We start from the raw sequence: 25,021 nt of genomic DNA on the forward strand, positions 1-25,021 counted from the left end.
GAAGGCCGCCGCTCGTGGACCGATCAGGTGTGGGTGAGCAGGAGGTTTCCCTCGCCGCTCTTCCTGATCACGATGACCGCGTAGACGCCGGTCACCTTCGGGTCCGCGATGGTGATCCGCTCGGCCTTGTTCGGCCCGCCGCTCGTCGAGCGCCGTGCGGCGGAGCGCGGCATGCCCCACCGGTTGGCGTCCGGTGCCATCACGAAGAGGTCGACGTCCTGCCCGTCGCGGGGCGTGGCGATGAACGTCGCGGGCTCGCCCTGCTCGATCCGGGCCGTACGGATCTCGACCAGCCGGTCGGCGCCCATGCTGATCTCCTGCGGCGTTCCCTTCTGGAGGTCGCCGTCGGGCGCCTCGGCCACCTCCAGCGCGTACTCCTGGTAGTCGACGTCCGAGGCGGCGTGCGCGACGTAGACGTCGTCGTCGGAGGCGGGCTGCACAGCGATGAAGTCCGCGTTGGAGGCGGTCCCGTCCGAGCTGGCCAACGGCACCTTGGCGTGATCGACAGGGTATGTGTAGAGGTCGACGTTCGCACCGTTCGGCGGAGAGGCGACCGTCGCCACCACCGACCACTTGCCGGCCGTCGTCGGGAAGACCGGCAGAAGATGTTCATTGGAGGGCCAGTGCGCGATCTTCCGATCGAAGAGGTCCTCGTAGCGCGTGTTGCGGATGGCGTTCTGGAACAGCACCTGCTCGGCGAGAACCTTGTCCTGCGCGCTCAGCCCGCCCAGGAACTGGTCGATGTCGTCGGCGGGCGCCTTCCTGAAGGCGGCCACGACCCCGGCGGGGCCCAGGCCGCCGACGTCCCAGTACTTCTCGTCGCGCGGGCCGGAGTCGGCCAGGTCGAGGAGGGCGCCGGCCACACGACCCTCGACGTCGGTCCCGTCGAACCAGCCCTCACTGAACCAGGTCGGGCTCTCGATGTCGATCGCGGGGTCGGTGGGTCCCCATCGTAAGTGCGTGTCGTCGTAGGTCTGGACGGCGACCCAGTCGGCCCATCCCTCGGTCCAGGCGCAGGCCGGGGTCGTCTCGTCCTTGACGTAGTGTTCGTCGCAGGAGGCGTCATAGGGCGGCATGCCGTCGTAGGCGTAGTCCATGATGAAGTGGCCCAGTTCGTGGGCGACCGTCATCTTCGACAGAGCGACCGACGCGTCCAGGTGTATCTCGAAGCGCTTGGAGCAGTCCGTGCCGTAGGCCCCGGGACAGTAGTACGACACGGGAACGACCCTGTCGGGCGCCCAGATCACCGTCACCTTCCGGCAGGACGCCTCACCAGGTTTCCAGCACTCGTTGCCCGGCTGGTTCAGCCAGCCCGTGTACGCCGTCCAGGTCTCGTGGGCGGCGGTGAAGATCCGGAAGGCGCCCTCGGCAGGGCTGCCGGGCGCGGCCTCGTAGTCGATGACCGACAGGGCGCTGCCCCGGGGAACGTCCTGTCTCACGTCGCTCCTGACGGCGTAATCGGTCCCGTCGCCCGGCTTCACGATCTCCCAGTAGTCGTTGGCCGAGGACACCTCGATGTAGACGTCCTGGCCGGTGCCGTCCTCATCGGCACCGGGGAAGCACACCTGGTAGTCGCCCGCGTCGTCGGTGAAGGTCGCCCCGAGCCGGTCAGGGCCGTCCCCGTCGGCGTCGAACGCCGTCACCCGTATCCCCGGCACTCCCCTGACGGCGCCGTCCTCCGCCCGGATGTGCTTGACGCGCCCCTGCACGCACGTGTCGTCCTCCCAGGTCCCCGACGTCGCCGGCGCCTGCGCGCGAGGCCCGCGGTCGTCCGGCGGCATGCCGAAGACGGACGACCGCTCCCCGATCGTGAGATAGGCGAGCCCTTCACTGCCCGGGCCGGGCCGTCCGTCGCGCGCCTGCACGCGGATCGAGGCGGGACCGGGGGCGACCGCGGTGACGATGCCCTCGTACCGGACCGGCGTGCCGCGCCGGGCCCGTTCCGTACGGCTCGCGCGGTCCACGGGGCTTCGCCCGATCGTCGCCGGGGCGTGGGCGAGCCCGGCGGGCGGGCGCACCCAGCGCAGGGTCTCCGGCAGTTCGATGATCGTCGTCGCGTTCGGCAGGTCCTCCTTCGCGGTGACCCCCACCGTGAGCGTCGCGGTCTGTCCCACGGCCGGGGCACGGTCGAGTTTCACGTCGACGGTGAAGCAGTACCCCGGATCACACGCGGGCGGCTTCGCGGGGGCCGCGTGGGCCGGGGCCGCGGCGAGGCCCGCCGCGGCCAGTCCGGTGGCGGCCAGGGCGGCTGCCATCAGTCGGCGTAACATCCTTGTCTCCTGATCAGCCCGCGCAGGCCACGGGCGAGTCGAAGTGTCCGGGTGAGGTGGGGTACGGCGAACCGTTGTCGTTGTCCGGGATCGCCAGCTCCCGCTCGGCCGACGGGTCGTCCAGGGCCCGGCCCGCGCCCGCGCCCCAGGCCACCTGGGCCAGGAAGCCGAGCATCGCGGGCGAGTGTTGCCGGACGATGTTGTGGCCGCCGTTGGCCGGGCCGCAGTGGGTGTAGAGGTTGAACGAGCCGTTCCAGTCGATCATCTTGTCGCCCGGGTTGGGCCCGTTCGCGGTGCGGTCGCCCTGCAGCACGTCGCGGTCCGCGCCGCCGTACTGCCAGTCGACGCCCTGGTGGTGCTGGTCGTCGCCGGCGTCGGCGTTGTCCTTGCCGGTCATCCGGAACCACAGGCACGGATCGACGACGGTGGTCAGCGTGCCCTCCGGCATGCGGCCGGGGGCACAGTCACCGGGGTAGGAGCCGCGCGGGTTGTAGTCGAGCAGGTCCGCACCGGCGCCGCCGAAGACGTGGTCGACGAAGCGGTCACCGGTCCCCCGGGCGGCCGGGTCGAACACACCGCCGCTGAGGCAGTCGGCGGTCGCCGCGTCCAGGACGGGGTCGCAGCCCTTGCCGCCCCAGACGACGTCCGCGCCGTCGTCGCCGAAGACCTCGTCGCCGCCGCTGTCGCCGTTGATCAGGTCGTCGCCCGCGCCGCCGTGCATGCTGTCGCGGCCCGGCCCGCCGCGCATGCGGTCGTCGCCGCCCTTGGCGAAGCCGTCGTGCGGCAGGGCCGCGGCGACCCAGGTGTCGCCGTCCGCGTCGTGCAGCAGGTCGGTGCGGCGGTCGTAGGAGCCGGCCGGGAAGCCCCGGTAGGTCTCCTTCGGCGGGGCGTTGAGGCTGACGGTGAAGCCGAGCCGCTGGGCGTCGCCCGCGTCGATGCGCTCGTTCACCACGCCGCCGCGGTCGCCCAGCATGGCGTCCTCGCCGTCGCCGCCGTCCATCTCGTCGTCGCCGAGCTCGCCGAACATGTCGTCGTCGCCCGCGCCGCCGTACAGGCGGTCGTCGCCGTCCTGGCCCCACAGCCCGTCGTCGCCCGCGTCGCCGTACAGGCGGTCGGCGCCGAAGGAGCCCTCCGGTTCGCACGCCGGCTGGGCCTGGGTGCAGAACCGGGTGGAGTCGCCGGGCAGCGCCGGGTCGTGCGTACGGCTGCGCGTCGCGTCGACGGGCGGCTGTCCCGAACCGTAGCGCTCGGTGTAGACGCGCTCGGTGTTCCCGGTCAGCGTGCGGACGAGCGAGCCGTTGTCGCCGAGCAGCACGTCGGCCGCGCCGCCGCCCTCGATCGCGTCGCCCTTGTCGGGTGCGCCCGGCGTGGCCGAGCCGCCGATGAGGTCGTCCTGGCCGGGAGTGGCGTCGCCGCCCTCCAGCTCCGCGGGTTCGCTCGCGTTCCCCTTCCACCCGGGGTCGGCGAGCGGCTCGCTGGTCGTCTGCGTGGAGGTGGCCGACAGCGGGAGGTCGCCGCGGATCTGGTCGGCACCGCCGCCGCCCTCGGCGTAGTCGCCCCCGCCGCCGCCGGAGATGTGGTCGTCGCCGTCCTGTCCCCACAGCACGTCGACGCCCGAGCCGCCGGAGACGCGGTCGTCCCCCGCGCCCTCGCCCAGGAGCTTCACCGCACGCGGGGTCATCGGCGCCCCGGCCGAGCCGAGGCGGACCGTCGCCCTGGCCGGAGCGCCCGCCAGTGTCACCACGGCGTTGTCGCCCGCGACGACGTCGTCGCCGGGGCCGCCGAACAGCGCGTCGGCGGCGTCGTCCGCCGCGGCGTGCGAGCCGCCCACGATGTCGTCGTCGCCCTGGTCGCCCTCGACCCAGTCGACGCCCGCGCCGCCCTCGGCGTAGTCGTCGCCCGCCTGGCCGCGCAGCCGGTCGGCGCCGCCCTGTCCGAAGATCGCGTCGTTGCCCGGGCCGCCGTCGGCGACGTCCGCGCCGGAGCCGCCCGCCAGCGGCTCCACCCGGTGGGCGTGCTGCTGCCCGGGCCGTACGGCGACGGGGGTGGCCGTGCCGGACGTGCTCAGGACGGCGTTGTCACCGGCGATCACGTCCGGTCCGTCGCCGCCGAGCAGGGTGTCGCCCGCGTCGGGATGCGGCCCGGAGCCGCCGCCGGCGAGTTCGTCCTCGCCGGCCTCGCCGAAGACCTGGTCGGCGCCGTTGCCGCCCTCCAGGTGGTCGTCACCGGCGTCGCCGTGCACCTCGTCGGCTCCGATCCCGCCGAAGGCGGTGTCGGCGTCGGCCCCGCCGTGGATGACGTCGGGCCCGCCGGCCTCCTCCGGCGTCCCGTCCAGGTCGAAGGAGCCGGTGGCGTCTCCGTTGTCACCCACGAGGCGGTCGGCTCCGGCGTCGCCGTAGAGGGTGTCGCCCGCGTCGGCCTTGCCCGCCGTACGGCTGCCGCCGACGAGCAGGTCGTCGCCGAGGCCGCCGAACGCGGTGTCCTCGCCGGCCTCGCCCGCGACCACGTCGTCCTGGGCCCCGCCGTACAGGGTGTCGTCGCCGCTGCCCCCGGTGACCTCGTCGGCTCCGTCGTCGCCGTAGCCGGTGTCGTCGCCGGAGCCGCCGCTGACGTCGTCGTCGCCCGCGCCGCCGTACAGGACGTCGTCGCCCTTCTCCCCGCAGACGCGGTCCCGGCCGCCGCCGGCCTCGACCCGGTCGGCGCCCCCGCCGGCGGAGACGGTCTCCCTGCCGGAGCCGCCGAGGACGAGGTCGCGGCCGTCGCCGTCCGCGCCCGCGTCCGTGCAGGGCTCCTCGCGCAGTCTGTCGCCGAAGATCGTGGCGCCGCCGTCGCCGCCCACGACGTGGTCGTCGCCGTCGCCGCCGACCAGCAGCTTGGCCGAGGGCTCCACGCCCGCGGGCAGCGGCAGGTGCCGCACCCGCCTGGCCGGGCCGTAGTCGTCACGGCCCTGCGCCTCGCTCACATCGGACGGCTCGGCGATCACCCAGTCGTCGCCGGGGCCGCCGAAGATCTCGTCCTTGCCGTGGCCGCCCGCGAGGACGTCCTCGCCGCCCCCGCCGAGGATCCGTACGGTCTCGCCGGGCCGGGAGTGCCCGGCGACCAGGTCGACGGCCCGGCCGCCGTACACCTTGTCGGCGCCCGCGCCGGTGTCGACGTAGTTCGGCCCGGAGTCGGCAGGTCCGGTCTCGTCGGGCCCGAACTCCTCCCGGGGCCCTGTGTAGATCTCGTCGGCGGCCGAGCCGCCGGTGAGGGTGTCGCCACCGGGGCCGCCGACCAGCAGGCTCGGCTGGGCGCGGTAGCGGGGCGACGGGTCGGTGGCGGCGAGCGGGTTGTCGGAGGCCACGCCGATGGTGTCGTTCCCGCCGTTGCCCCACAGCCGGTTCGCGCCGAGTCCGGCGGCGATCCGGTCGTCGCCGTCACCCGGGCCGTCGTCCGGCGCGCCGGGCAGGCCGTCGGCGGTCCAGTCGGCCACCTCGACCGTGCCGACCTTCCGGGTCGCGGGGGTGATGCGGCCGTCGCCGGCCACCCAGCCGCCCGCGCCGCCCACGGTCAGGTAGTCGTCGCCGGGGCCTCCGGCCACGATCGGGGCCGCACCGCCCTGCTCGCCGTACTGGTCGGCGCTGGTGATCTGGTCGTCGCCCTTGCCGCCGTCGACCACGTTCCTCCCGGACCCGGCGAGGATCATGTCGTCACCGTCGCCGCCGAAGGCGACGATCTTCCGGTCGAACGGGAACGGCGCGCCCGAGGCGTCGGCGTATCCCTGGAAGACGAGCTTGAGACCGCCCTTGGCGCCGCGGCCGTCGGCCAGCACCCGGTCGAGGCCCGCCGTGTGGTGCTCCTCGCGTACGCCGAGGGCGTTGACCACGAAGCCTTCGTCGCCGGGGAGCTGGCTGACCGTCCACTGCTCGGCGTCGTCGCTCGGCTTGGCCGTGCTGCCGCCCCTGGCCGCGCGCATCGGGCCGATGTGCAGCACCAGCGCGCCGCCGCTGACCGTGGCGAGCTTGGGCGGGGCCTCGTCACATTTCGGTCTGGCCGAGAAGTCGAGCAGTGTGGCCTCGACGATCGTCCAGTCGAACCGCTTCTTGAAGATCGAGACGCCGATCTCGACCCAGGCCTTGAGGTAGACCTTGAGCTTGCCCTCCATCGTGAACAGGCACAACGGGTTGCGCAGCAGGATCCCCGCGAACTCGAAGAACCTGAACTTGCCGTCGTTGGTCGGGTCGGCCCAGAGCATCGCGATGCCCAGGGAGATCCCTCCGCTCACGCCTGCCTTGACGAGCAGCAGGTCGACCCCGGCTCCCGCTTCCAGCGTTCCGTACAGGCTGATCGCCGGCAGGGGACGGCCCCGCTCGTCGGTGGTCTTGAGATACAGGCTGTCGAGGATCTGGAGGTCTACCTTGCCCTGCTCGATGGCCTTGCGGATGCCGTAGGTGTCGAAGCCCGCCCTGATCCGCGCCTCGACCCCGGCGGTGCCGGAGATGACCACCATGATGGGCGGCGGCGCGTACACCGGGCCGAACGACTGGCTGTAGGTGAAGCCCAGGCGCAGCGGGCCGGAGTCGTACGCGACGAGCTCGACGTCCTTGCCCATGAGCAGGCTGAAGATCGACCGTCCGGCGTTGTCCAGCACGGGGAAGCTGAAGCCGGCCTTCGCGGAGTGCTGCATGGGCCCCTGCTCGGCCTCGGCCCCGGCCTTCGCGGCCTTGCCCTTGTCGCACGTCCTGGCGCCCTGGTCGAGCGCCGCGAACAGGTCGTCCGTCGTCGGTGACACGTCCCCGATCAGGGAGTCCGCCACGTCCGGCGAGTTCTCCGTGGTGAGCGCCTTGTCGCCGGCCACGGTGAAGCTCCCGATCGGGATGTGCAGCTCACCCCGGCAGTCGGGCAGCGAGGTGACCAGCTTGGTGATCTCGATCATCCGCTCGATGAACTGGGTCGTGCTGTTGCCGCCGAGGGTGTTGAACTTCTTGGCGATCGTCATCAGGTTCACGTCGCCGCCGCCCGCGGCCCGGCTGAGGTCCGAGAGCACCGGGATGGGCGCGTACAGCTGGTCGACGACCGGCCGCACCGGGTCGGTGACCCGCTTGACCTGGGTCACCACCGGGCCCAGGACCGTACGGAAGAAGTCGCCGGCCTCCAGGTTCACGTCGGTGAAGGCGATGGACAGGTTCGCGGGGTCGGGAGAGCCGCCCTTGGTGAGGTCCCAGGCCAGGTGGAAGTCGCCGAACAGCCCCGGCAGCATCGGCGATCCGGGCGTCACCGTGAAACGCCAGTCGACGGCCGCGTTGGCGTGCAGCGACGTCTCCACCAGGTCGGAGGCGTCGGCGAGCTGTGCCAGGCCGATCCGGCCGACCGGCTTGAGCCCGACGGTGAACGTGCCGGCGAACAGGTCGGGAGACTGCGGCGAGCGGTTCTTCACCGTGACGTCCAGGATGGACAGCTTGGCGTTGATCTCCTCGGGCAGCGACACGTTGACACCGACGGTGGCCTGCGGCCGCTTGTCGGGTGTCGCGTCGATGTAGAAGCCGTTGACGCGGTCGAGGCCCACGGTCACCTGCACGTGCCAGCCGATCTCGGCCCGCACGCCCTTGCCCGGGCCCTGACGCAGTGCCAGGCCGGGGACGCCGATGTCGAGTTGCCGTTCCAGGGCCGCGCAGCCCTCCACGCAGCCCTGCTGCGGGTCCACCACGCCCTGGCCGATGCTCACCGTGAACTTCACGCCGGTCAGCTCGGTGCCCTTGGCGGCGTCGCACGCGGTGGGGTCCGCCGGCTCCGGCGCCTGCACACAGGTGATCACCGGCTGCACACCTGGGCCGACCCTGGGGGCCAGCTCGGCGTTGTACCACTCGCGCAGGTCCTTGCCGGTGGGCACCCGGCCGCCGTTCGGCAGCTTGGCGATCGCCGTCTTGATCTCCTGGCGCTTGGCGCCGACGAAATCCGCGCCCTGCTGCAGGTCGTCGCCGACGAGGGGCAGCCTGCCGCCGTAGGAGGCCGTGCGCATGCCGGTCTCCAGCGCGGTGAGGTAGCGGTCGATGCCGTCGCCCAGGTTGGTCCAGTCGAGCTCCAGCCCCGCGGGCAGGGTGGAGAAGTCGAAGTCGGGCACCTCGAGGCGGTCGACGTCGCCCGGCAGCTTCTTCGTCAGGTCGAACATGTCCGCGAGCGGAGCGGCCCTGGGCAGGCGCAGGACGAGCGCGTGCCTGCCGTCCGCGGTGATCGGGCTGCCGTTGACGTAGGCGGGCAGCACCGCGCACAGCGCGAGGTCGGTCTCGTCGCGCCGGGGGTCGCGGTCGCAGGTGACCGGCTCGGTCGTCTCGTTGAGCGACAGGTCGAGCCCGGCGAAGAAGTCGGCCGGCGGCACGGCCTCCTGCGACTCGCCGTCATAGCGGAGGTTCACGCCGTACGCGAGCCTGGCCTGCATCGGGTCGTCGTCCGCCTTGCCGACGGAGACGGGCAGCGGGCCGATGTTCGCCTTGATCGTGCCGTCGAGCCGGGCGCTCGCCTCCAGGTCGAGGCCGGAGTCGGTGTCGATGAGCAGGTCGCGGGCGAGATCGAAGTCACGCTTGAGCGCCACCCGCATCCCCAGCCGGATCTGCCCGCCGACGGAGGCGTCGAGCGTGCCCGAGCCCGAGGCGGCGACCAGGCTGCTGTCCCCGAAGGAGAAGCGCAGCGGCTCCTTCAGCGCCGCCTTCTTGTCGTACGCGAGCGACAGGTGCAGCGCGCCGTCCTCGTAGCCGATGCGGACCTGGCCGCCCAGCGCCTTGTTCAGTTCGGCCACCAGCGCCTGCACGGTGTCCGGCGGGGCCGCGGTCAGCCGGTCGATCGCGTCCCTGAGCGGCGAACGCAGTGCGTACGCGGTGCCCGGCTCGGGACGGGCCTCGCCGAACTTCGCGGTGAACGCCATGGTGTGCTCGCCGCAGACGGCCGCGACGGCCAGCACGCGGGTGCCGATCACGACGCCGCGCCCGATGTGCCCCTGGGTGAACGTCCGGGAGGGGTCGGTGACGAAGCCGTTCTCGCCTCCGCAGGCGCCGTCGCCGTACACGACGCCGGGGCCCGAGCCCATCTCGTCGGCGGCGACGAGGTCGGACAGCGAGCGGCCGAGGAGCGGCAGCTTCGCCGTCATCGCCGTGCCGACGGGGCCGCTGGGCTGAACGTGGTCGAGGTAGGTGGCCAGCGCGCCCAGCGACTTGACCAGCGCGCCGAACAGCGCCTGCGGGTTGTCGGGGTCGAAGGCGAAGTTCTTGACCTTGCCGATCTGGTCGAAGCCGCGGAAGACCAGGGTGTCCGGCGTACGGATGTCCGGCATCTCCACGTCGCCGGTGACCTTGCCGCCGAAGAAGTCGGCCAGCCCGGGAACGCCGAGGGTCAGCCTGGCCCGGGCCGCGGCGTCCACCTGGGAGGTGAGAATGTCCGAGGGGTCGCTCGCCAGACGCTCGAACAGCCGCGTCAGCGGCACGTCCCCGACGTCCTTGAGCGCGACCTTCACCACGTCGCCACCGGCTCGGCTCGACATGGACAGGTCGCCGGTGAGCCGTACGCCCAGGTAGCCGGCGACGGCGTCCACGTTGACCGAGGTGACGACGGACACGCGCGCGCCGAACAGGTCACGGCCGGTACGCAGCATGATCCGGTCGGCGGGCCGGGGCAGCTCGGTGACCACGGTGGCGCTGCCGTCGGGGTTGATGTGCTTGTAGGGACACGCCTTCTGCTGGCCGTCCGGCCGGGTGGCGCACTCCTGGCCGGTGGCCGGGTCGCCGAGGTCGAGCACGACCGTGGCGGCGGCGTGGTAGCCGCGCATCACCCCGGCGACCGAGGTGGCCGCGTTGGCCTGGGCGAGGCCCGCGCGAGCCTTGAAGGTGTCGCCGAAGGCGACCTGGCCGATCATCGGGTCGGCGGCGGCGATGCGGTAGGCCGCCCCGGCCGCCGGCACGCCTCCGTGCCAGCCGTCGCCGGTCAGGGTGACGACGTCGGCGGTGTTGTCGGCCACCATGCCGGTCGAGGTGCCCGCGGTGATCGTGCGGCCGGCGAACTCTCCGGGCGTCCACTTCTGGCCGGCGTGCTTGAGCGTCGTGGCTGTGTAGGTGACGCCGGCGCCCGCGCCGCTGGTGGCCTGGCCGGCGGGGTTGAGCGGCTCGGGCGCGGGGTTGACGGGGCGGTCGATCACGAGCGTGAAGGCGATCTTCTTGGTGGCGTCGTCGTAGCCCGCGTCGGCGACCTTGATGATCGCGCCGCCGGGCAGGCCGCGCGCCCTGCCGAGCGCGGCGAGCATGTCCTGGATCGAGGTGAAGGTGGGCTGACCCGTGTTCCGGTCGACGCTGTCGGCGACGAACTTGTCGATCGCCTCGGAGACGCGCACCGCGTCGGCCAGCGAACCCCGCATGAACGGCAGGTCCAGGTCGCCCTGCCCGGCCCAGCGGCTCCGCTGCACGGCGGTGATCGCGCCGGACAGATGCGTCAGCCCCTCGAGCAGGTCCTTCGGCGTGAGCGTCTGGAAGCGGTTCAGCCGGTCCAGGTCGGGCTGGCTCACGCTCACCTGCGGCCCGCCCGTGGCGAGGTCGGGCCAGTTCACGTCGACGGTCGCGGTGGCGCCCTCGACCTGGGCGCCGGCGAACGGCTGTGCGGTGACCGCGAGCCTGGCCGTCGCCGAGCCCTTCCTGGAGAAGGTGAACAGCCCGGCCGCGGCGCCGTCCGCGCCCAGCTCTCGCAGGTCGAGCCTGCCGTCACCATCCGGGTCCGAGGCGGTGGCGGTGAACGTGGAGGTGAAGGAGAGCGACGAGCCCGCGGACAGGTCGACGCCGAGGATGCCGAAGGCGGCCGAGGGCTTGGCCCCCGCCGCCAGCCGCCCGTCGGCCTGCACCGTCACCACGGCGTCCTTGCCCAGCCAGGCGGTCTTGGTGGCGGGGTCGTAGGCGAAGGGCAGCTTCGCGCCGAGCTTCAGCGTGACGTCCACTCCGCCCGAGGTGGTCAGTGAGACCCTGGGCTGCGCGCTGCTGACGGAGGCCGGCCTGTCGGCGACCGTCCTGGTCACCTCCAGGGTCAGATCGAGGTGCCTGACGTCGCCCTGCGTGCTCGCCTTGGCCAGCAACCGGCCGGTACGCGGACCGGACAGCGGATACTCGTCCTCCAGATCGGCCAAACTGGTCAAGTTCTTGAGCTGGTCGTACACCGCGACGTCGAACAGGTCGCCCAGGCCCAGGCCATCCTGGGCGCCGGGGACCAGGCCGACGAGGGGCAACTGCTCGCCCATCGGACCGAGCGTCGCCATGCCCCTGCCGACGGCGGCGAAGCGCTCGACCGCGGACACGAGCGCGGTGGTCTCCTCGTCCCGTTGTGCGTCCGCCGACGCGCTCTGCGGCAGGCCGGTGACCAGACCCGCCATCATCCCCAGAACGCACAGCGCGCTGATCAATCGTCGCCTCGACACCGGACCCCCACAACCGACGGGTGACATACCGACGGCTGTTCTAGTGACGGCGACTTGCGATCAGGTTGGAGCCGACTTGGGAGATCCGCACGAGCAGGTCCGGGCCGCAGGCCGGGCGTCCGGCTGCTGCAAGGCGTACCGCACCGCGCCCCCGCGTCGCTAGGGTGCGGTGCCATGGTCACCCCCCTGGAGCCCGACGACCCGCGCGTGCTGGGTGAGTTCACGCTGAACGGACGGCTCGGCGAGGGCGGGCAGGGGGTGGTGTTCCTCGGCCGGTCGCCCCGGGGTGAACCGGTCGCGGTGAAGGTGCTCAAGTCGGGGCTCGACTCGCCGGTGAAGGAGCGGCTGGTCCGCGAGCTCGACGCGATCCGCGGAGTCGCGCCCTTCTGCACCGCCCGGGTGCTGACCGCGGTGGTCGACGGGCGGATGCCGTACGTGGTGAGCGAGTTCATCGACGGGCCGTCTCTGCAGCAGCGGGTCGACTCCGGCGGTCCGCTGCAAGGCGGCGAGCTGGAACGCCTCGCGGTCGGCACGGCCACGGCGCTCGCGGCCGTCCACGCGGCCGGGATCGTGCACCGGGACTTCAAGCCGGCCAACGTGCTGCTCGGGCCGGACGGTCCCCGAGTGGTGGACTTCGGCATCGCCAGGCACGGCGCGAGTGACACGATCACGGCGGGCCCGGTGGGCACCCCGGCCTACCTGGCTCCCGAGCAGATCGCCGGCGGCCCGGCCACGCCCGCCTCCGACGTGTTCGCCTGGGGAGCCACGATCGTCTTCGCCGCCACGGGCCGTGCGGCCTTCGGCGCCGCAGGTGTCGCCGCGGTCATGCACCGGATCCTGACCGCCGAGCCGGACGTGTCGGCACTGCCCCGGCCGCTGCGTGAGGTGGTCGAGCGATGCCTCGCCAAGGATCCCGCGCGCCGGCCGGCCTCGCGCGACCTGCTGCTGGAGCTCGTCGGGTCCGCTCCCGACCCGCTTCAGGCGGGCGCGGCCGCGGCGACCACCAGGCCGGAAGGCGTACGGCAGGGCGGGACGACCGCGGCTCTCCCGGCCTTCCCGGCTCCCGGTCCGGCCGGGACGATCCCGCCGGGCCCGGAGACCACCGGGGCGGGCGGCCGCCGGCAGGCTTCCCGCACCGGAATCGTCGCCGGAGCGGTGGCCGCCGTGGCCGCGGTGTCGGTCACCGCCGCCTTGCTGGGGCCGCACCTGCTGTCCGGCGGAACGCCCGCCGCCACGCCGCACGGCACCCCATCGCACGACACCGCGTCGCAGGCCGCCCCGACGGCGACCGTCTCGCGCGCCACCGGTTCACCGGCGCCTCCCGCCGGCGCGACGCCGGGGGAAACCGTCACGGACGCCGGCGCGAGGCAGGACGAGGCCGGGACGACGGACGGCGCCGCGGACGACACCACGGCGACTCCGAAAACCACTCCCACACCGTCCACCACGCCGGGCGGGACGGTTCCGGCCGCGTTCGCCGGCACCTGGGGAGGCCATCTCGAGCCCGACCAGTTCGTGGGAGCCAGCGAGACCGACGTCCAGATCGTGCTGGAGGCGGGCGGGCGCACCGGAAGCTGGAAGGACACCAACAGCTCATGCCGGGGAGGTCTGACGCTGACGCGCAGCTCCGGCACGGCACTCGTCTTCCGGCTGGGCACGTGCGCCGCGGGCATGATCACCCTGATCCGGACCGGCGAAGGGCTCGCCTACCGATGGGACGGCGACGAAGGCGACGTCACCTTCCAGGGCCTCCTGATCAAAGACTGACCACTCCGCACGGAGATCCCCGCCCTGGACGTGCTCGGCCGGGCCGTCGAGGGCGCCGGCGTTCGGACGCCTCCCGAGACCCGTCCTGCCGGGTCAGGGCTGGGTGGCGAGGACGGTCACCGGGTCGCCGACGTGGATTTCGCCGTAGTCGCGGGGGACGAAGCGGACACCGAACCAGGTTTTGCCGTCCCAGCGGCGGTGGCGGGACAGCGTGCGGAGGGGTTCCTTGCCCTTCTCCAAGGTGGTGGGGTCGTAGGTGGGCACGGCGCAGCGGTCGCAGAGTTCGGACATGCGGAATCGGAGGGCGCCGATGCGGATCTCGCGCCAGGTGTCCTCGACATAGGGGGCGAAGCCGTCCACGACGAAGTTGGGGCGGAAGCGGGCCATGTCGAGGGGGGCGGGGACATCCTCCTGACGTTCGAGGGCGCCCTCGGCGATCCACTCGTCGAGCCGGCGGAGGGAGGAACGGGAGGTCACCAGGAAGGGGGCATCCCCGGCCAGGCTGACGACGTCGCCGGGGAGGCCGCCGTGGGAGGCCGGGACGGCGCAGCGCCGGGGGTCGTCGAGCCACACGAGGCGCGCGGGTTTCCCCAGCAATCGGGAGAACCAGGCGTGGGCCTCCGGATGGGCGAGGACCACCGTGTCCACTTCCACGAAGTGGATGGGGACGCGCTCCCCGGTGGCCGGGGGGACCTTCAGCTGCGGCAGACCGGGGGCCTCAAGCAGGAGGCCGCCCTCGGCGGTGGGGGTGGCCACGACGGAGAGCAGCCGCGGATTCTCCCCGACCCAGTGGAGGTCACCTGATTCGTCGACCACGGCCCACCGGCGGTCCCCCGCCAGCCCCCACGGCTCCACGACCGCCGAATCAACAACCCACCCAGAAACCGACTTAACCGGATACCTGCGGATCTCGGCCAGCTCCATTGCGCCAGCGTACGCCGGAGCATCACTGGGGTCACCGTAGTACTCGCCGTCAATCGGGGTGGTGGTCTGTGGGGGCTGGCTGGAGGTCGTTCGCGGCGACGCGGGTGTTCGCGGATGAGGAGCTGGAGCCTCTACGGGGGTTCCGATACCCGGGGTGGGGCAGGGAACTCGTCGTCATGTGTAAGGCCCGTCTCTATCTCTGCTCCGGAGTCAGGACGCGTCGGGTCCGGTCCCCGATCCAGGCCGCTTCGAGGATCGCGGTCAGGCTGGCGGTGTCGCTCGGGCCTGGATGGTTCTGGATCAAGCGGGTCACGCCACTGGCCATCTCCGCGAAGCGAGGGAGGTCGGCGCGTGCCACGCCGATGTCCGCCAAGGTGGCAGGGATGCCGATGTCGGCAAGCATCCCGTCGAGCCAGGTGAGGAACGTATCTGCGGCTTCGGCATCCGAGGCGTCGGTCACGTCGAGCCCGCACACCCTGGCGAGGATGGCCAACCGGTCGCCGATGGCATCCCTGGCCGCGTCCAGCGCGTAGGGCAGCAGCAGCCCGACGCCCAGGCCGTGCGGCGTGTGGGTGGCCGCGCCGATGGGGTACTGGAGGGCGTGCGGAGCCGCGGTGCCTGCGTGGGAAAAGGCGAGCCCGGCCAGCAAGGACCCATAGGACATGTCCGCGCGCGCGTCCTTGTCGCCTCCGTCCCTGACGGCACGGGGCAGGCTGCGGGCGATCCGCTCCGCGGCCAGGAGCGCGTAGTGATCGGTGATCGGGTTGCGGCCGAGGAAGACCTGCTCCACCGGGTCGCGCGGTCCGTGGGCCCGGGGTCGCGCGGTGTAGCTCTCCACCGCGTGACAGAACGCGTCGATGCCGGAGTGGGCAGTGACGCTCGCAGGGCAGGTGTAGGTGAGCTCGGGGTCGACGATGGCGAAGTCGGGCACGATGTGGACGCTGGAGACACCCACCTTCAGCTCGCGGTCCGGGTCGGTCAACACCGAGACGGGCGTGAGCTCGGAGCCGGTGCCCGACGTCGTCGGGACCGCGACGAGAGGAATCGTCGGCCCCGGCACCTTCGACTCGCCGTAATAGTCGCGCGGCGTCCCACCGTGGCGCCGGATGACGCCGACGATTTTGGCGAGGTCGATCACCGTGCCACCCCCGATGGCAAGGAGTACGTCGGCGTCCACCTCTGCGGCGGCCGAGACGGCCAGGGCGACATCGGCGAGCGGCACGTCCGGAGTCGCGTCGGCGAACACCCCGACGACTGCGACCTTCTCCCGCACGGCGGCCACGATCTCGGCCACGCCCGGCTGCCCCAGAAGAACCCGGTCGGTCACGACGAGGACTCGCGAGCCGCACTCGGCCACCACTCGTGGGATGTTCTGCGCGACCCCTTCGCCCACTATCAGCTGGCGTGGTCCGCGGACGGTCTCAAGCATGTCAGTGCCTCTCTGGAACGTCGGCGGTGATTTGCTGGGCGGACGTCCAGGTCACCTGCGAGACCGGGACGGCGTCGGCAAGGTTGGCCGCCGGGTGACGCAGGCGCGCGCCGGGCTCCCGGACTCGGTCGTGCCCGGGCGCCCTCGGGTCCATCGCGTCGAAGACATCGCCCTTGGTGGGCGGGTCGGTCGGGTCGAGGGTCCCGCGGACATCGTCGCCAAGGGCGGCGCGAGTCGAGGTCGCGACCAGCACCTCGATCATGAGCCCGAGGGTGTGGCCTTTGGGACCGCCGAAAGGGCTGATCGCCCCATCCACCGCCGCGGACGCGTCCGTGGCGCGCACGCCGGCGGAGTCGACGCCGTCCCCGGGTGCCGGCGGATTCGTGCCGGCCATGGTCCGGGTCCCGCCCCACGGGTGGAGGCCGGTCAGGTCATGTGTGCACAGGGCGCGGTGATCCTCGGCGGGCACCCGGAGCAGCAGGCCGGTCACGGTAGGTCGATCGCCGCGTAGGTGACGTCGAGGTACTCGAGGATGCCCTCGTGCGACCCCTCCTTGCCGATCCCGGACTGCTTCACGCCTCCGAACGGAGCTGACGGGTCCGAGATCAGACCACGGTTGATGCCGACCATCCCCGTCTCCAGCCCCTCGGTGAACCGGAGCGCCCGCTGGAGGTCACGGGTGAAGACGTATCCGACCAGGCCGTGCTCGGTGTCGTTGGCCTTCGCGATCACCTCGTCGTCGGACGTGAACGAGATGATCGGCGCCACCGGCCCGAAGATCTCCTCCTCCAGGATCCGCGCGTCTTCGGGCACATCGACGAGGACCGTAGGCGGGTAGAAATGGCCCGGCCCATCCGGACGCTCGCCGCCCACCACGACACGGGCGCCGCGATCGACCGCGTCGGCGACGAGCTCGTCGATCTTGCTGACCGAGGCCTCGTCGATCAACGCCCCGACGTCCACGCCGTCGTCGAGACCATGGCCCAGCGAGAGCGCGCCCATCCGCTTGGCGAAGCGCGCCGTGAACTCCTCGCGCACCGGCTCCTCGACGTAGATTCGGTTGGCCGCGATGCAGGACTCCCCGATGTTGCGCATCTTGGCCACCATCGCACCGTCGACCGCGACGTCCAGGTCCGCGTCGGCACACACGATCAAGGCCGCGTTGCCGCCCAGTTCCATGGAGGTGCGCAGCACATTGTCCGCCGCCTGTCGTAGCAGCACGCGCCCGACCTCGGTCGACCCGGTGAACGAAAGCTTGCGGGTCCGGCGGTCGGCCAGCAGCGCTGAGACCACCTCGCCGGAACGCTTGGTCGTCACGACGTTGACGACGCCCGGGGGAACGCCGACCTCCTCCATGATGCGGGCCAGGAACAGCATGGTGAGTGGCGTCTGGGCGGCCGGCTTGGTGATCGTCGTGCAGCCCGCCGCCAGCGCAGGAGCGATCTTGCGGGCACCCATGGCCAACGGGAAGTTCCAGGGCGTCACGAAGACGCACGGTCCGACCGGCTTCGGCACGGTGAGGATGCGATATCCACCATTGGGAGCGGTGTTGTAGCGCCCCTCGACCCGCACCGCCTCCTCGGCGAACCAACGGAAGAACTCGGCGCCGTAGGCCACCTCTGCCCGAGCCTCGGCGAGGGGTTTGCCCATCTCGAGCGTTATCAGCCGGGCGACCTCCTCGGATCGCTCGGTCAGTGCCCGGTACGTCGCGGTCAACAACTCTGACCGTTTTCGCGGCGGGGTCGCCGCCCACTCCGACATCGCCGTGCTCGCCGCGTCCAGAGCGGCGAGCCCGTCGACGACGCCGGCGTCCGCCACCTCGGCGATGGTTCTGCCGGTGGCCGGGTCCTCGACGGCAAACGTGGCTCCGCCGGCGGCGTCACGCCAGGCGTCGCCGATCCGGAGCCGCCGGTGCTCGGGGGCCAGGACGTTCATCGGGTCACTCATCGCGTCGCCTCCTGTGATGTTCTTGGTGATGTCCGGCGTGACCGCGGCGATCGCGCCACGCGCGTTGACGAACGGGTCACACGACCTCGTCGGGGTCGAGGTTGCCGAGCGGGTCGAACGTGGCCTTGGCCTGGCCGCAGGGCGACGCCCCGCGCCGCCGATCGCCTTCTCGGGCCATGGCTGCTTCGGCGTCGTCAGGCCGTGCTCACCGGTGACGGTCCGCCGAGGCTCGATTGCCACGTACGGGCGCATGGTGCCGTCGCCGCCCTGCGCGGTTACCTCCCGGCCTCGGACAGCGCCAGCCCGGTGCCCGCATCGAACAGGTGCGCACGGTCCAGGTCGACCGTCACCTGAAGCCGCTCGCCCGGCGTACCGGTGAAGGTGGGTCGTGCCTTGACCTTGAAGATCTCCGTCCCCACTTGGACGTCGACCACCGTCCGGTCACCGAGCGGCTCAAGGCCGTAGAGCTCACCCGGCAACGACGCGTCCCCACGCCGCTCGACGGACAGGTCCTCCGCGCGGAGGCCCAGCAGCAGCGGACGACCGTCCTCAGCCGTGGTCCAGCGGGGCCGCGGCAGCGTCCAGCCTGCCGCCCCGACCAGACGATCTCCCTCGGCGTGGCAGGCGAGCAGGCCGATCCGCGGGCTTCCGACGAATCCCGCGACCCACTGGTTGGCCGGACGCTCGTACACCTCGGCCGGCGTGCCGACCTGTTGCACCTTCCCCTCCTTGAGGACCGCGACCTGGTCGGCCATGGACAGGGCCTCGACCTGATCGTTGGTCACGTAGACGAAGGTCGCTCCGAGGCTCCGGTGGATGCGGGTGAGCTCGGTGCGCATCTCGACGCGGAGCTTGAGGTCGAGGTTCGTCAGCGGCTCGTCCATGAGAAACGCGCGCGGGCGACGGACCAGCGCCCGGGCCAGGGCGACACGCTGCATCTCACCGCCCGACATCTGCGCCGGACGACGCTGCAGCAGACGTTCGATGTGCAGCAGGCTCGACATCCGCTCGACGGCAGCGGCGATCTCGCTCGAAGAACAGCGGCGTGCCCGAAGCGGCGATGCGATGTTCTCGTACGCCGTGAGTTTCGGGTAGAGGGCGTAGCTCTGGAAGACCATGGCCAGGTCGCGTGCAGCCGGGGGGTCAGCGGTCGCGTCTCTCCCGTCCAGGTGCACCGACCCGGCGTCGAGCTTCTCAAGGCCGGCGATCGCTCGCAGGGTCGTCGTCTTGCCTGCCCCTGAGGGGCCGAGCACGACGAAGAACGAGCCGTCCGGCACGTCCAGCGTCACCCCGTCCAGGGCCTGGACCTTACCGAAGGACTTGCGCAGCCCCTGCACTGCCAGGGTTCCCATCAGGCCACCAGCTCTTCCGTGCTCACGTCGTAGACCGGCGGGGGCCCGCCGGTGTGCCGCAGCCCGACCGGTGCGTCAGCGGCGAAACGGACAGTCGGCGGCATCCGAACCCGTACGTCGCGCTGGCCGCCGTGGTCGACCACGTAGATGATCTCGTCGCCCAGCCACTCCACCGAGACCACGCGGGCCGGGACCGAACCTTCCGCCCCTGGTTCTGTGACTTCCAGCGCCTCCGGCCGGACGCCTGCGACCAGGCGACGGTCGCGCGGCAGGCCCGGCGGTGGCGTGAGGTCCAGTCCGCCCTGACCGCGAAGCTTCCCGTCGGCCACCTCCACCTCGATCAGGTTCATCGGCGGGGAGCCGATGAACGCGGCGCAGAAAAGACTCGCCGGACGGTCGTAGACTTCCAGCGGCGTGCCGATCTGCTCGACGCGGCCCTTGTTGAGGATGGCGATTCTGTGACCGAGCGACATCGCCTCGACCTGGTCGTGGGTGACGTAGACCATCGTCGCCCCCAGCTCCCCCTGCAGGTGCTTGATCTCCGTGCGCATGTCCTCCCTCAGCTCCGCGTCCAGATTGGTGAGGGGTTCGTCCATGAGGAATGCGCGCGGTCGTCGCACCAGGGCGCGGGCGAGCGCGACGCGCTGCTGCTCCCCGCCGGACAGCCGGTGCGGTCGCCGGTCCAGGAGCGGAGTGAGCCGCATCAGCCGGGCGGCCTCGTCGACCCGCTCGCGCACCTCCGCCTTGGGCAGTCCCTCGGCCCGCAGTGGGAACGCCAGGTTGTCGCGGGTCCTGAGATGCGGGTAGAGAGCGTAGAACTGGAACACCATGGCGATGTCGCGCTCGGCCGGCGGCAGGTCGTTGACCAGCGTGTCGCCGATGCGGATGTCGCCCGTCGTCTGCCTCTCCAGGCCGGCTATGGCCCGCAGCGTGGTCGTCTTGCCGCAACCCGAGGGGCCGAGCATCACGAACAGCTCGCCGTCGCGGATGGACAGGTCCACGTGTTCGACCGCGACCGTCCCGTCCGGGTAGCGCTTGTGCAGGGCGGTCACCTCGATGCCCGCCATCAGCGTCGCACCGCCCCGAGCGTCACACCGGCGACGAGGTGCTTGCGCACCAGGTAGGCGAAGACGAGCACCGGTAGGGCGAACACCACGGAGGCGGCGGCCACGAGACCCCAGTCCACAGTGGTTCCACCGATGAGGCCGGCGATGGCGGGCGGGGCCGTCCGCACGTTGTCACTGGAGGTAAGGAAGATGGCGAACACGAACTCGTTCCACGAGAAGATGAGCGCGAAGACCGCCGTCGCGGCGATGCCGGGCAGGAGCAGGGGAAGGGTGAATTTCCGGAACGCCTGCAAGCGGGTGTAGCCGTCGAGCATGGCGGCATCCTCGTACTCTGCGGGCACCTCGTCGACGAACCCCTTCATCATCCAGATCGTGAACGGGACGTTGAACGCGGCGTAGATGAGGATCAGGCCGAGCTTGCTGTCGATGAGTCCGACCTGGCGGTACATGAGGAAGATCGGGATCACGACCACCACGGGCGGCATGAAGCGGGTGGACAGGATGAAGAACAGTTGGTCCTTCTTGGCCTTCACGGCGAAGCGTGAGTAGGCCCAGGCCGCCGGGACCCCCAGCACGGTGGCCAGTGCCGTGGAGACCCCGGCGACCACGACGGAGTTGAGGAACGAGACGGACAAGGCCGAGCGGCCGCCGGAGGCGACGAACACGTCCTTGTAATGGTCCAAAGTGACCTTGAAGTCGAAGAACTTGGCCGGGATCGCGTAGACGTCCCGGTTCTCCTTGATGGATGTCTCGATCATCCACAGCGCCGGGAAGAGCATCACGACGGCCAGCACGGCCAGCAGCGCGACCTCCAGCACGGAGCGGCCCCGGCCGCCGAAGCGACGCGCGGGGGGCGTGTGATCCCGGGCAGGACCCGTGGACACGGCCTCGTCGACGGAGACGGCCATCAGTCCTCCTTGAGCTTGTTCAAGTAGCGCAGGTAGAGCTGCGTAAGGACGATGACGACGAGGACCATGAGGATCCCGTACGCCGAGGCGGTTCCGGTGTTGAAGCCCAGGAACCCGACCTTGTAGACGTGGAACGACAACGTCTCGGTGGAGACCCCCGGACCTCCGTTGGTGAGGATGTAGACGAGGTCGAACAGCCGGAATGCCTCGATGGCCCTGAACAACACGGCGATGAGAAGCAGCGGCCACACCAGCGGAAGAGTGATGGTGCGGAACCGGAACCACTCGGACGCCCGATCGATCGAGGCGGCCTCGTACAGGTACTTGGGAACCGCGGTGAGGCCCGCAAGTGCGATGAGCATGATGAACGGCGTCCATTGCCAGGTGTCGACCACGATCAGGGAAATCAGCGCCGTTCGCTGCCGGGTGAGCCACTCCACCTGCCCCAGGCCGAGCGAGCCGAGCATGCTGTTGATCACGCCGAACTGCGCGTCGAGCATGAATCGCCAGAACAGCCCGACCACGACCGGCGACAGCATCATCGGAACCAGGAACAGAGTGGTCAGCAGTCCTCGCCCGTGCGTGCGCCGTGAGATCAGGTAGGCGATGGCGAAACCGAGCACGGTCTGCAGGGCGACCGCGCCGACCACGTAGATCAACGTCGTCAAGGCCCTCAGGTGGACCTGCGCCGAAGTCAGGATGGCGGTGTAGTTCTCGAGCCCGACGAAATGGGCCGGCCCCCCGCGGGTCGCCGAGTAGTCGGTGAAAGACAGGTACAACGCCCACAGCAACGGGAACACCGACATCGCGAGCAACAGCAGCAGCGCGGGCGAGATGAAGGTTACGGCGAGCCCGCGGTCGCTGAAGCGGCGGGCCCGACCCGGTGCAGGCGGCGTCGCGGACGCCACCTGCCCGTGGTCGGTCGTCAGAGGGGCGGGGTCACTCACAGTCCGCCGCCGCCCTTGCGGTTGCCGGAGTCGAGCACGCTCTGCTGCTGCTTGGCGATCTCGTCGAGCGCGTCCTTCGGCTTCTTCGCGCCGTTGAGAGCCGCGTTCACGTTCGTGTTCTCGATGTCGACGAGGCGCGCGTACTCGGGCACGTTCCACATGTCCCGCATCCGCGGAACCGAGTCGGCGTACACCTTGTTGAACGGCCCGGCATTGAGGAACTCGGGCGACTCCAGGGCGTCCGTACGCGATGGCACGCCACCAGCCGCGGCCCACTTCTTCTGGATGTCAGCCTGCTCGAACCACTTCATGAAGTTCAGGGCCTCCGCCTGGTTCGCCTTCGGGGAGTAGGCCGACACGTGCATCCCCATGCCGCCGAGAGGCACCAGGTTCGTCTTCTGGCTCGGCAGGGGGGCGAAACCCAGCTTGTCGAGAATCTGCTCCCGCGTGGTGCCGAGCGTCGACTGCTTCGGATCGAGCAGGCCGCCGCTCGCGGCGATCCAGTTGAACGCGATGCATGCCTTGCCCTGGGCGACCGCCGCGTTCACCTCGTCGATGAACCAGTTGCCGGAGCCCTTGGCGGTCAGCGGCTTCATCTTGTTGACCAGGACGTCCATCGCCTCCTGGCCCGCAGCGTCGTTGAGGACGCCGTCGATCTTGCGCGTCTTGGAGTCCCAGAGGTTGCCGCCGTAGACGCCGTTGACCGTGTTGTAGGTTACGGCCGCGGCGTCGGAGCCGTTGGCCTGGTGGAAAGCCAGCCCGCTGACGCCAGGGTGGTCCGCCTGGCACTTCTCGGCGACTGAGATCATCTCGTCCCAGGTCTGCGGTGGCTTGTCGCCGATCAGGTCCTTGCGGTAGATCATCGTCCAGGTGTCGCCGAGCAGCGGCAGTCCGTACATGCTGGCGTTTTCGTCGCGCTTGCCGGTCTCCGCCTGGGGGTACTGGCCGTAGGCCGCCAGGAGGTACGGGTTGTAGGCCTTGACGTCGATGTTCTTCTTGACGAAGTCGGTGATGTCGAGGATGTTGCCGTTCGTCACGGCCTCGCCGATGTGTTGCGAGTCCAGGATCGGGATGTCGAAGTCGGTCTTGTGCGCTGCGAACTGGGTGAACATCGCGTCGTGCCAGTTCGCGTTCGGCACGGTGTTGACCTTGATGGTCACGTTCGGCCGCTCCTTGGTGTACTCCGCGTTCGCGAAGTCTTCCAGCGCGTGGGCGGGGGGCCAGTCGAACCAGATGAACTTGAGGGTCAGCGGGTCCTTGGTGAGCTCCGGGACGGTCGCCGGTGCCTTGGGGGCGCTCGCCTGCGCGCCGTCGTCCTGGCCGCATGCCGCCATGGTCGTGGCCGCCAACATGGCCGCCGTCGCCAGCCGCACCGTTCGACGGGGAACGGACAGTCGTCCTGTTCGCTGTGGATACCGCATCTTCTTGCCTGCTTTCCGGGTGGGGACCTCTGGAGCCTTGCTGCGTGCTTCGCCGAGCAGTTGCTGGGGGGTGTTAAGGCGTGTTGCCGGCTGTCGCAGGGGCTGGCCCGCAGACCGGCGTCACGAGTACGCCGCGACGTGATGGAGCTTCAAGCAGTCGAGAAGTCCTTTGGTCCTTATCAGCCCGGTGGCGAATCGAGTAGGACGTCGAGCATGCTCATGGCAGCTCCAACTGATCGAAGCGGAGCGATGGCGGGGGGTGCCGCGATGGGTGAAGGATGGGTGGCATCCGCCACCTTTCCTATACGATCTGAGTGGGGGCGTCAACATCCCGCAGCGTTGCGACCGAAGTCAACAGGTTCCGGAAAACGTAAGAAAGGACCTCTTGTCACGATGGACGACGAAGTGATGATCGCGCGGCGCCGTGGGGCCATGACGGGCGGAACGCCGCCGGGAAGATCTCGCGGCCGGCTCGCCGACGAGGTGTACGACACGCTGCTCGGACAGCTGATGTCGCTACGGATCGAGCCTGGCTCCCGCGTCACGATCGACGCCCTGGCGCGAGAGCTGGGGGTCTCGCAGACGCCGATCCGAGACGCTCTGAACCGCATGGAGGCCGAGGGCCTGGTCGTGCGTGTGCCCCATGCCGGCTATCGCATTCCCCCCCAGATCACCCGTCAGCGATTCGAGGACATGCTTGAGGTCCGCCTGCTCCTCGAGCCGGCAGCGGCACGCAGATCCGCCGAACGCGCATCCTCCAAGCAGGTGGCCGGTCTGCGACGACTCCTGGAGGAGATGGCGGAGCTGGAGGGGGGCAACGGGCTCATGGCCTATGGCGCCTTCGGGCTACGCGACGCCGCTTTTCACGATCTCGTCGCCCTGAGCGCGGAGAACCAGGTCATCCGCGAAGCGCTCGCTCGCCTGCACACGCACGTGCACCTGTTCCGGCTTCTCCACGACACCCAGGTCACTCACCTGGCCATGGCCGAGCACGAAGAAGTCGTGGCCGCGATCGCCGCGCGTGACCCCGACGCCGCCGCCTACGCCATGCGCCGGCACATCCTGCTGTCCGGCGAGCGGTTCCGGCGTTTGTTCGCCGAAGTCAAGGACGCGGACGGAATCGCGGTAAAGGCTTGACGGGCGGACGGGGCCGAGGAATGCTAACTCAACCGGATCGGATCGGATCGGATCCACCTCACCCGCCTCATATGCGAGGAGAAGCAGGTGCCCAGAGCACTGCTCCTTACCGGCGACGCCGCCGAGGAGCTCGACACCATGTATCCCTACTATCGCGTGCAGGAGGGCGGCTGGGACGTCGACGTCTCGTCACGGACGATGCGTGACGTTCAGCTGGTCATCCACGAGTTCGACCCCAACTCCGACGCCTACGTGGAGAAGAACGGCCGGAAGTTGCCGGTCGACGTGCCCTGGGCCGAGGTCGACGTCGAGCGCTATGACGCCCTCATCATCCCCGGGGGACGTGCCCCCGAGTGGATCCGGGTCGACCCCGACGTCAGGCGCATCACCGAGCACTTCTTCGCGCGCAACCTCCCGATCGCGCTGGTGTG

14 protein-coding genes are annotated in these 25,021 nt (G+C 70.8%); 3 read left to right on the forward strand and 11 right to left on the reverse strand.

The window, feature by feature from the left end:
- Window positions 1-23 precede the first annotated feature (23 nt).
- Entirely contained in the window at window positions 24-2,270 is a 2,247-nt protein-coding gene (locus ABZ860_RS31335) for a hypothetical protein (protein ID WP_357226879.1), read from the reverse strand.
- A 13-nt stretch (window positions 2,271-2,283) separates the two neighbouring features.
- Window positions 2,284-11,691: a hypothetical protein gene (locus ABZ860_RS31340; protein WP_357226882.1), complete on the reverse strand. Its 9,408-nt coding sequence runs from the start codon at window positions 11,689-11,691 to the stop codon at window positions 2,284-2,286.
- A gap of 174 nt (window positions 11,692-11,865) precedes the next feature.
- Here ABZ860_RS31340 and ABZ860_RS31345 point away from each other — a divergent pair, with 174 nt between their 5' ends.
- Entirely contained in the window at window positions 11,866-13,458 is a 1,593-nt protein-coding gene (locus ABZ860_RS31345; RefSeq protein WP_357226884.1) for a protein kinase, read from the forward strand.
- A gap of 93 nt (window positions 13,459-13,551) precedes the next feature.
- Here ABZ860_RS31345 and ABZ860_RS31350 read toward each other — a convergent pair whose 3' ends face one another.
- The 9 genes from ABZ860_RS31350 to ABZ860_RS31390 all read right to left on the reverse strand — a co-directional run bounded on the left by ABZ860_RS31350 (window position 13,552) and on the right by ABZ860_RS31390 (window position 23,405).
- On the reverse strand, window positions 13,552-14,382 hold the full coding sequence (locus ABZ860_RS31350; protein ID WP_357226887.1) for an MOSC domain-containing protein: 831 nt from the start codon (window positions 14,380-14,382) through the stop codon (window positions 13,552-13,554).
- 193 nt (window positions 14,383-14,575) lie between these two features.
- Window positions 14,576-15,811, reverse strand: coding sequence for an iron-containing alcohol dehydrogenase (locus ABZ860_RS31355; RefSeq protein WP_357226890.1), 1,236 nt, complete (start codon window positions 15,809-15,811; stop codon window positions 14,576-14,578).
- Window position 15,812: 1 nt separating this feature from the next.
- The gene (locus ABZ860_RS31360) at window positions 15,813-16,301 is read right to left on the reverse strand and encodes an Ldh family oxidoreductase (RefSeq protein WP_357226893.1); all 489 of its coding nucleotides are present in this window, start codon (window positions 16,299-16,301) and stop codon (window positions 15,813-15,815) included.
- On the reverse strand, window positions 16,298-17,758 hold the full coding sequence (locus ABZ860_RS31365) for an NAD-dependent succinate-semialdehyde dehydrogenase (protein WP_357226895.1): 1,461 nt from the start codon (window positions 17,756-17,758) through the stop codon (window positions 16,298-16,300). Before ABZ860_RS31365 ends, ABZ860_RS31360 begins: the two co-directional genes overlap by 4 nt.
- Window positions 17,759-18,033: 275 nt before the next feature.
- The gene (locus ABZ860_RS31370) at window positions 18,034-19,110 is read right to left on the reverse strand and encodes an ABC transporter ATP-binding protein (protein ID WP_357226898.1); all 1,077 of its coding nucleotides are present in this window, start codon (window positions 19,108-19,110) and stop codon (window positions 18,034-18,036) included.
- On the reverse strand, window positions 19,110-20,177 hold the full coding sequence (locus ABZ860_RS31375; RefSeq protein WP_357226900.1) for an ABC transporter ATP-binding protein: 1,068 nt from the start codon (window positions 20,175-20,177) through the stop codon (window positions 19,110-19,112). Before ABZ860_RS31375 ends, ABZ860_RS31370 begins: the two co-directional genes overlap by 1 nt.
- Window positions 20,177-21,085 (reverse strand): carbohydrate ABC transporter permease, encoded by a 909-nt coding sequence (locus tag ABZ860_RS31380; RefSeq protein WP_357226902.1) that lies wholly within the window; start codon window positions 21,083-21,085, stop codon window positions 20,177-20,179. The genes ABZ860_RS31375 and ABZ860_RS31380 overlap by 1 nt, the downstream gene beginning before the upstream one ends.
- The gene (locus ABZ860_RS31385; protein ID WP_357226905.1) at window positions 21,085-22,032 is read right to left on the reverse strand and encodes a sugar ABC transporter permease; all 948 of its coding nucleotides are present in this window, start codon (window positions 22,030-22,032) and stop codon (window positions 21,085-21,087) included. The genes ABZ860_RS31380 and ABZ860_RS31385 overlap by 1 nt, the downstream gene beginning before the upstream one ends.
- Window positions 22,029-23,405, reverse strand: a complete 1,377-nt coding sequence (locus ABZ860_RS31390; RefSeq protein WP_357226908.1) for an extracellular solute-binding protein — start codon at window positions 23,403-23,405, stop codon at window positions 22,029-22,031. The genes ABZ860_RS31385 and ABZ860_RS31390 overlap by 4 nt, the downstream gene beginning before the upstream one ends.
- A 441-nt stretch (window positions 23,406-23,846) precedes the next feature.
- Here ABZ860_RS31390 and ABZ860_RS31395 point away from each other — a divergent pair, with 441 nt between their 5' ends.
- Both ABZ860_RS31395 and ABZ860_RS31400 read left to right on the forward strand, forming a co-directional pair.
- The gene (locus ABZ860_RS31395; protein ID WP_357226910.1) at window positions 23,847-24,590 is read left to right on the forward strand and encodes a GntR family transcriptional regulator; all 744 of its coding nucleotides are present in this window, start codon (window positions 23,847-23,849) and stop codon (window positions 24,588-24,590) included.
- 87 nt (window positions 24,591-24,677) lie between these two features.
- A partial coding sequence (locus ABZ860_RS31400) for a DJ-1/PfpI family protein (RefSeq protein ID WP_357226913.1) occupies window positions 24,678-25,021 on the forward strand: 344 nt, incomplete at its 3' end.

The sequence above is a fragment of the Microbispora sp. NPDC046973 genome (assembly GCF_040644495.1).
Taxonomy (GTDB): Bacteria; Actinomycetota; Actinomycetes; order Streptosporangiales; family Streptosporangiaceae; genus Microbispora.

What these genes read in the sequence shown, in the direction of transcription:
- ABZ860_RS31355 (WP_357226890.1), bottom strand. Translation starts at nt 15,811, where the DNA reads ATGCTTGAGACCGTCCGCGGACCACGCCAGCTGATAGTGGGCGAAGGG.
- ABZ860_RS31375 (WP_357226900.1), bottom strand. Translation starts at nt 20,177, where the DNA reads ATGGCGGGCATCGAGGTGACCGCCCTGCACAAGCGCTACCCGGACGGG.
- ABZ860_RS31335 (WP_357226879.1), bottom strand. Translation starts at nt 2,270, where the DNA reads ATGTTACGCCGACTGATGGCAGCCGCCCTGGCCGCCACCGGACTGGCC.
- ABZ860_RS31365 (WP_357226895.1), bottom strand. Translation starts at nt 17,758, where the DNA reads ATGAGTGACCCGATGAACGTCCTGGCCCCCGAGCACCGGCGGCTCCGG.
- ABZ860_RS31380 (WP_357226902.1), bottom strand. Translation starts at nt 21,085, where the DNA reads ATGGCCGTCTCCGTCGACGAGGCCGTGTCCACGGGTCCTGCCCGGGAT.
- ABZ860_RS31395 (WP_357226910.1), top strand. Translation starts at nt 23,847, where the DNA reads ATGGACGACGAAGTGATGATCGCGCGGCGCCGTGGGGCCATGACGGGC.
- ABZ860_RS31370 (WP_357226898.1), bottom strand. Translation starts at nt 19,110, where the DNA reads ATGGGAACCCTGGCAGTGCAGGGGCTGCGCAAGTCCTTCGGTAAGGTC.
- ABZ860_RS31350 (WP_357226887.1), bottom strand. Translation starts at nt 14,382, where the DNA reads ATGGAGCTGGCCGAGATCCGCAGGTATCCGGTTAAGTCGGTTTCTGGG.
- ABZ860_RS31345 (WP_357226884.1), top strand. Translation starts at nt 11,866, where the DNA reads ATGGTCACCCCCCTGGAGCCCGACGACCCGCGCGTGCTGGGTGAGTTC.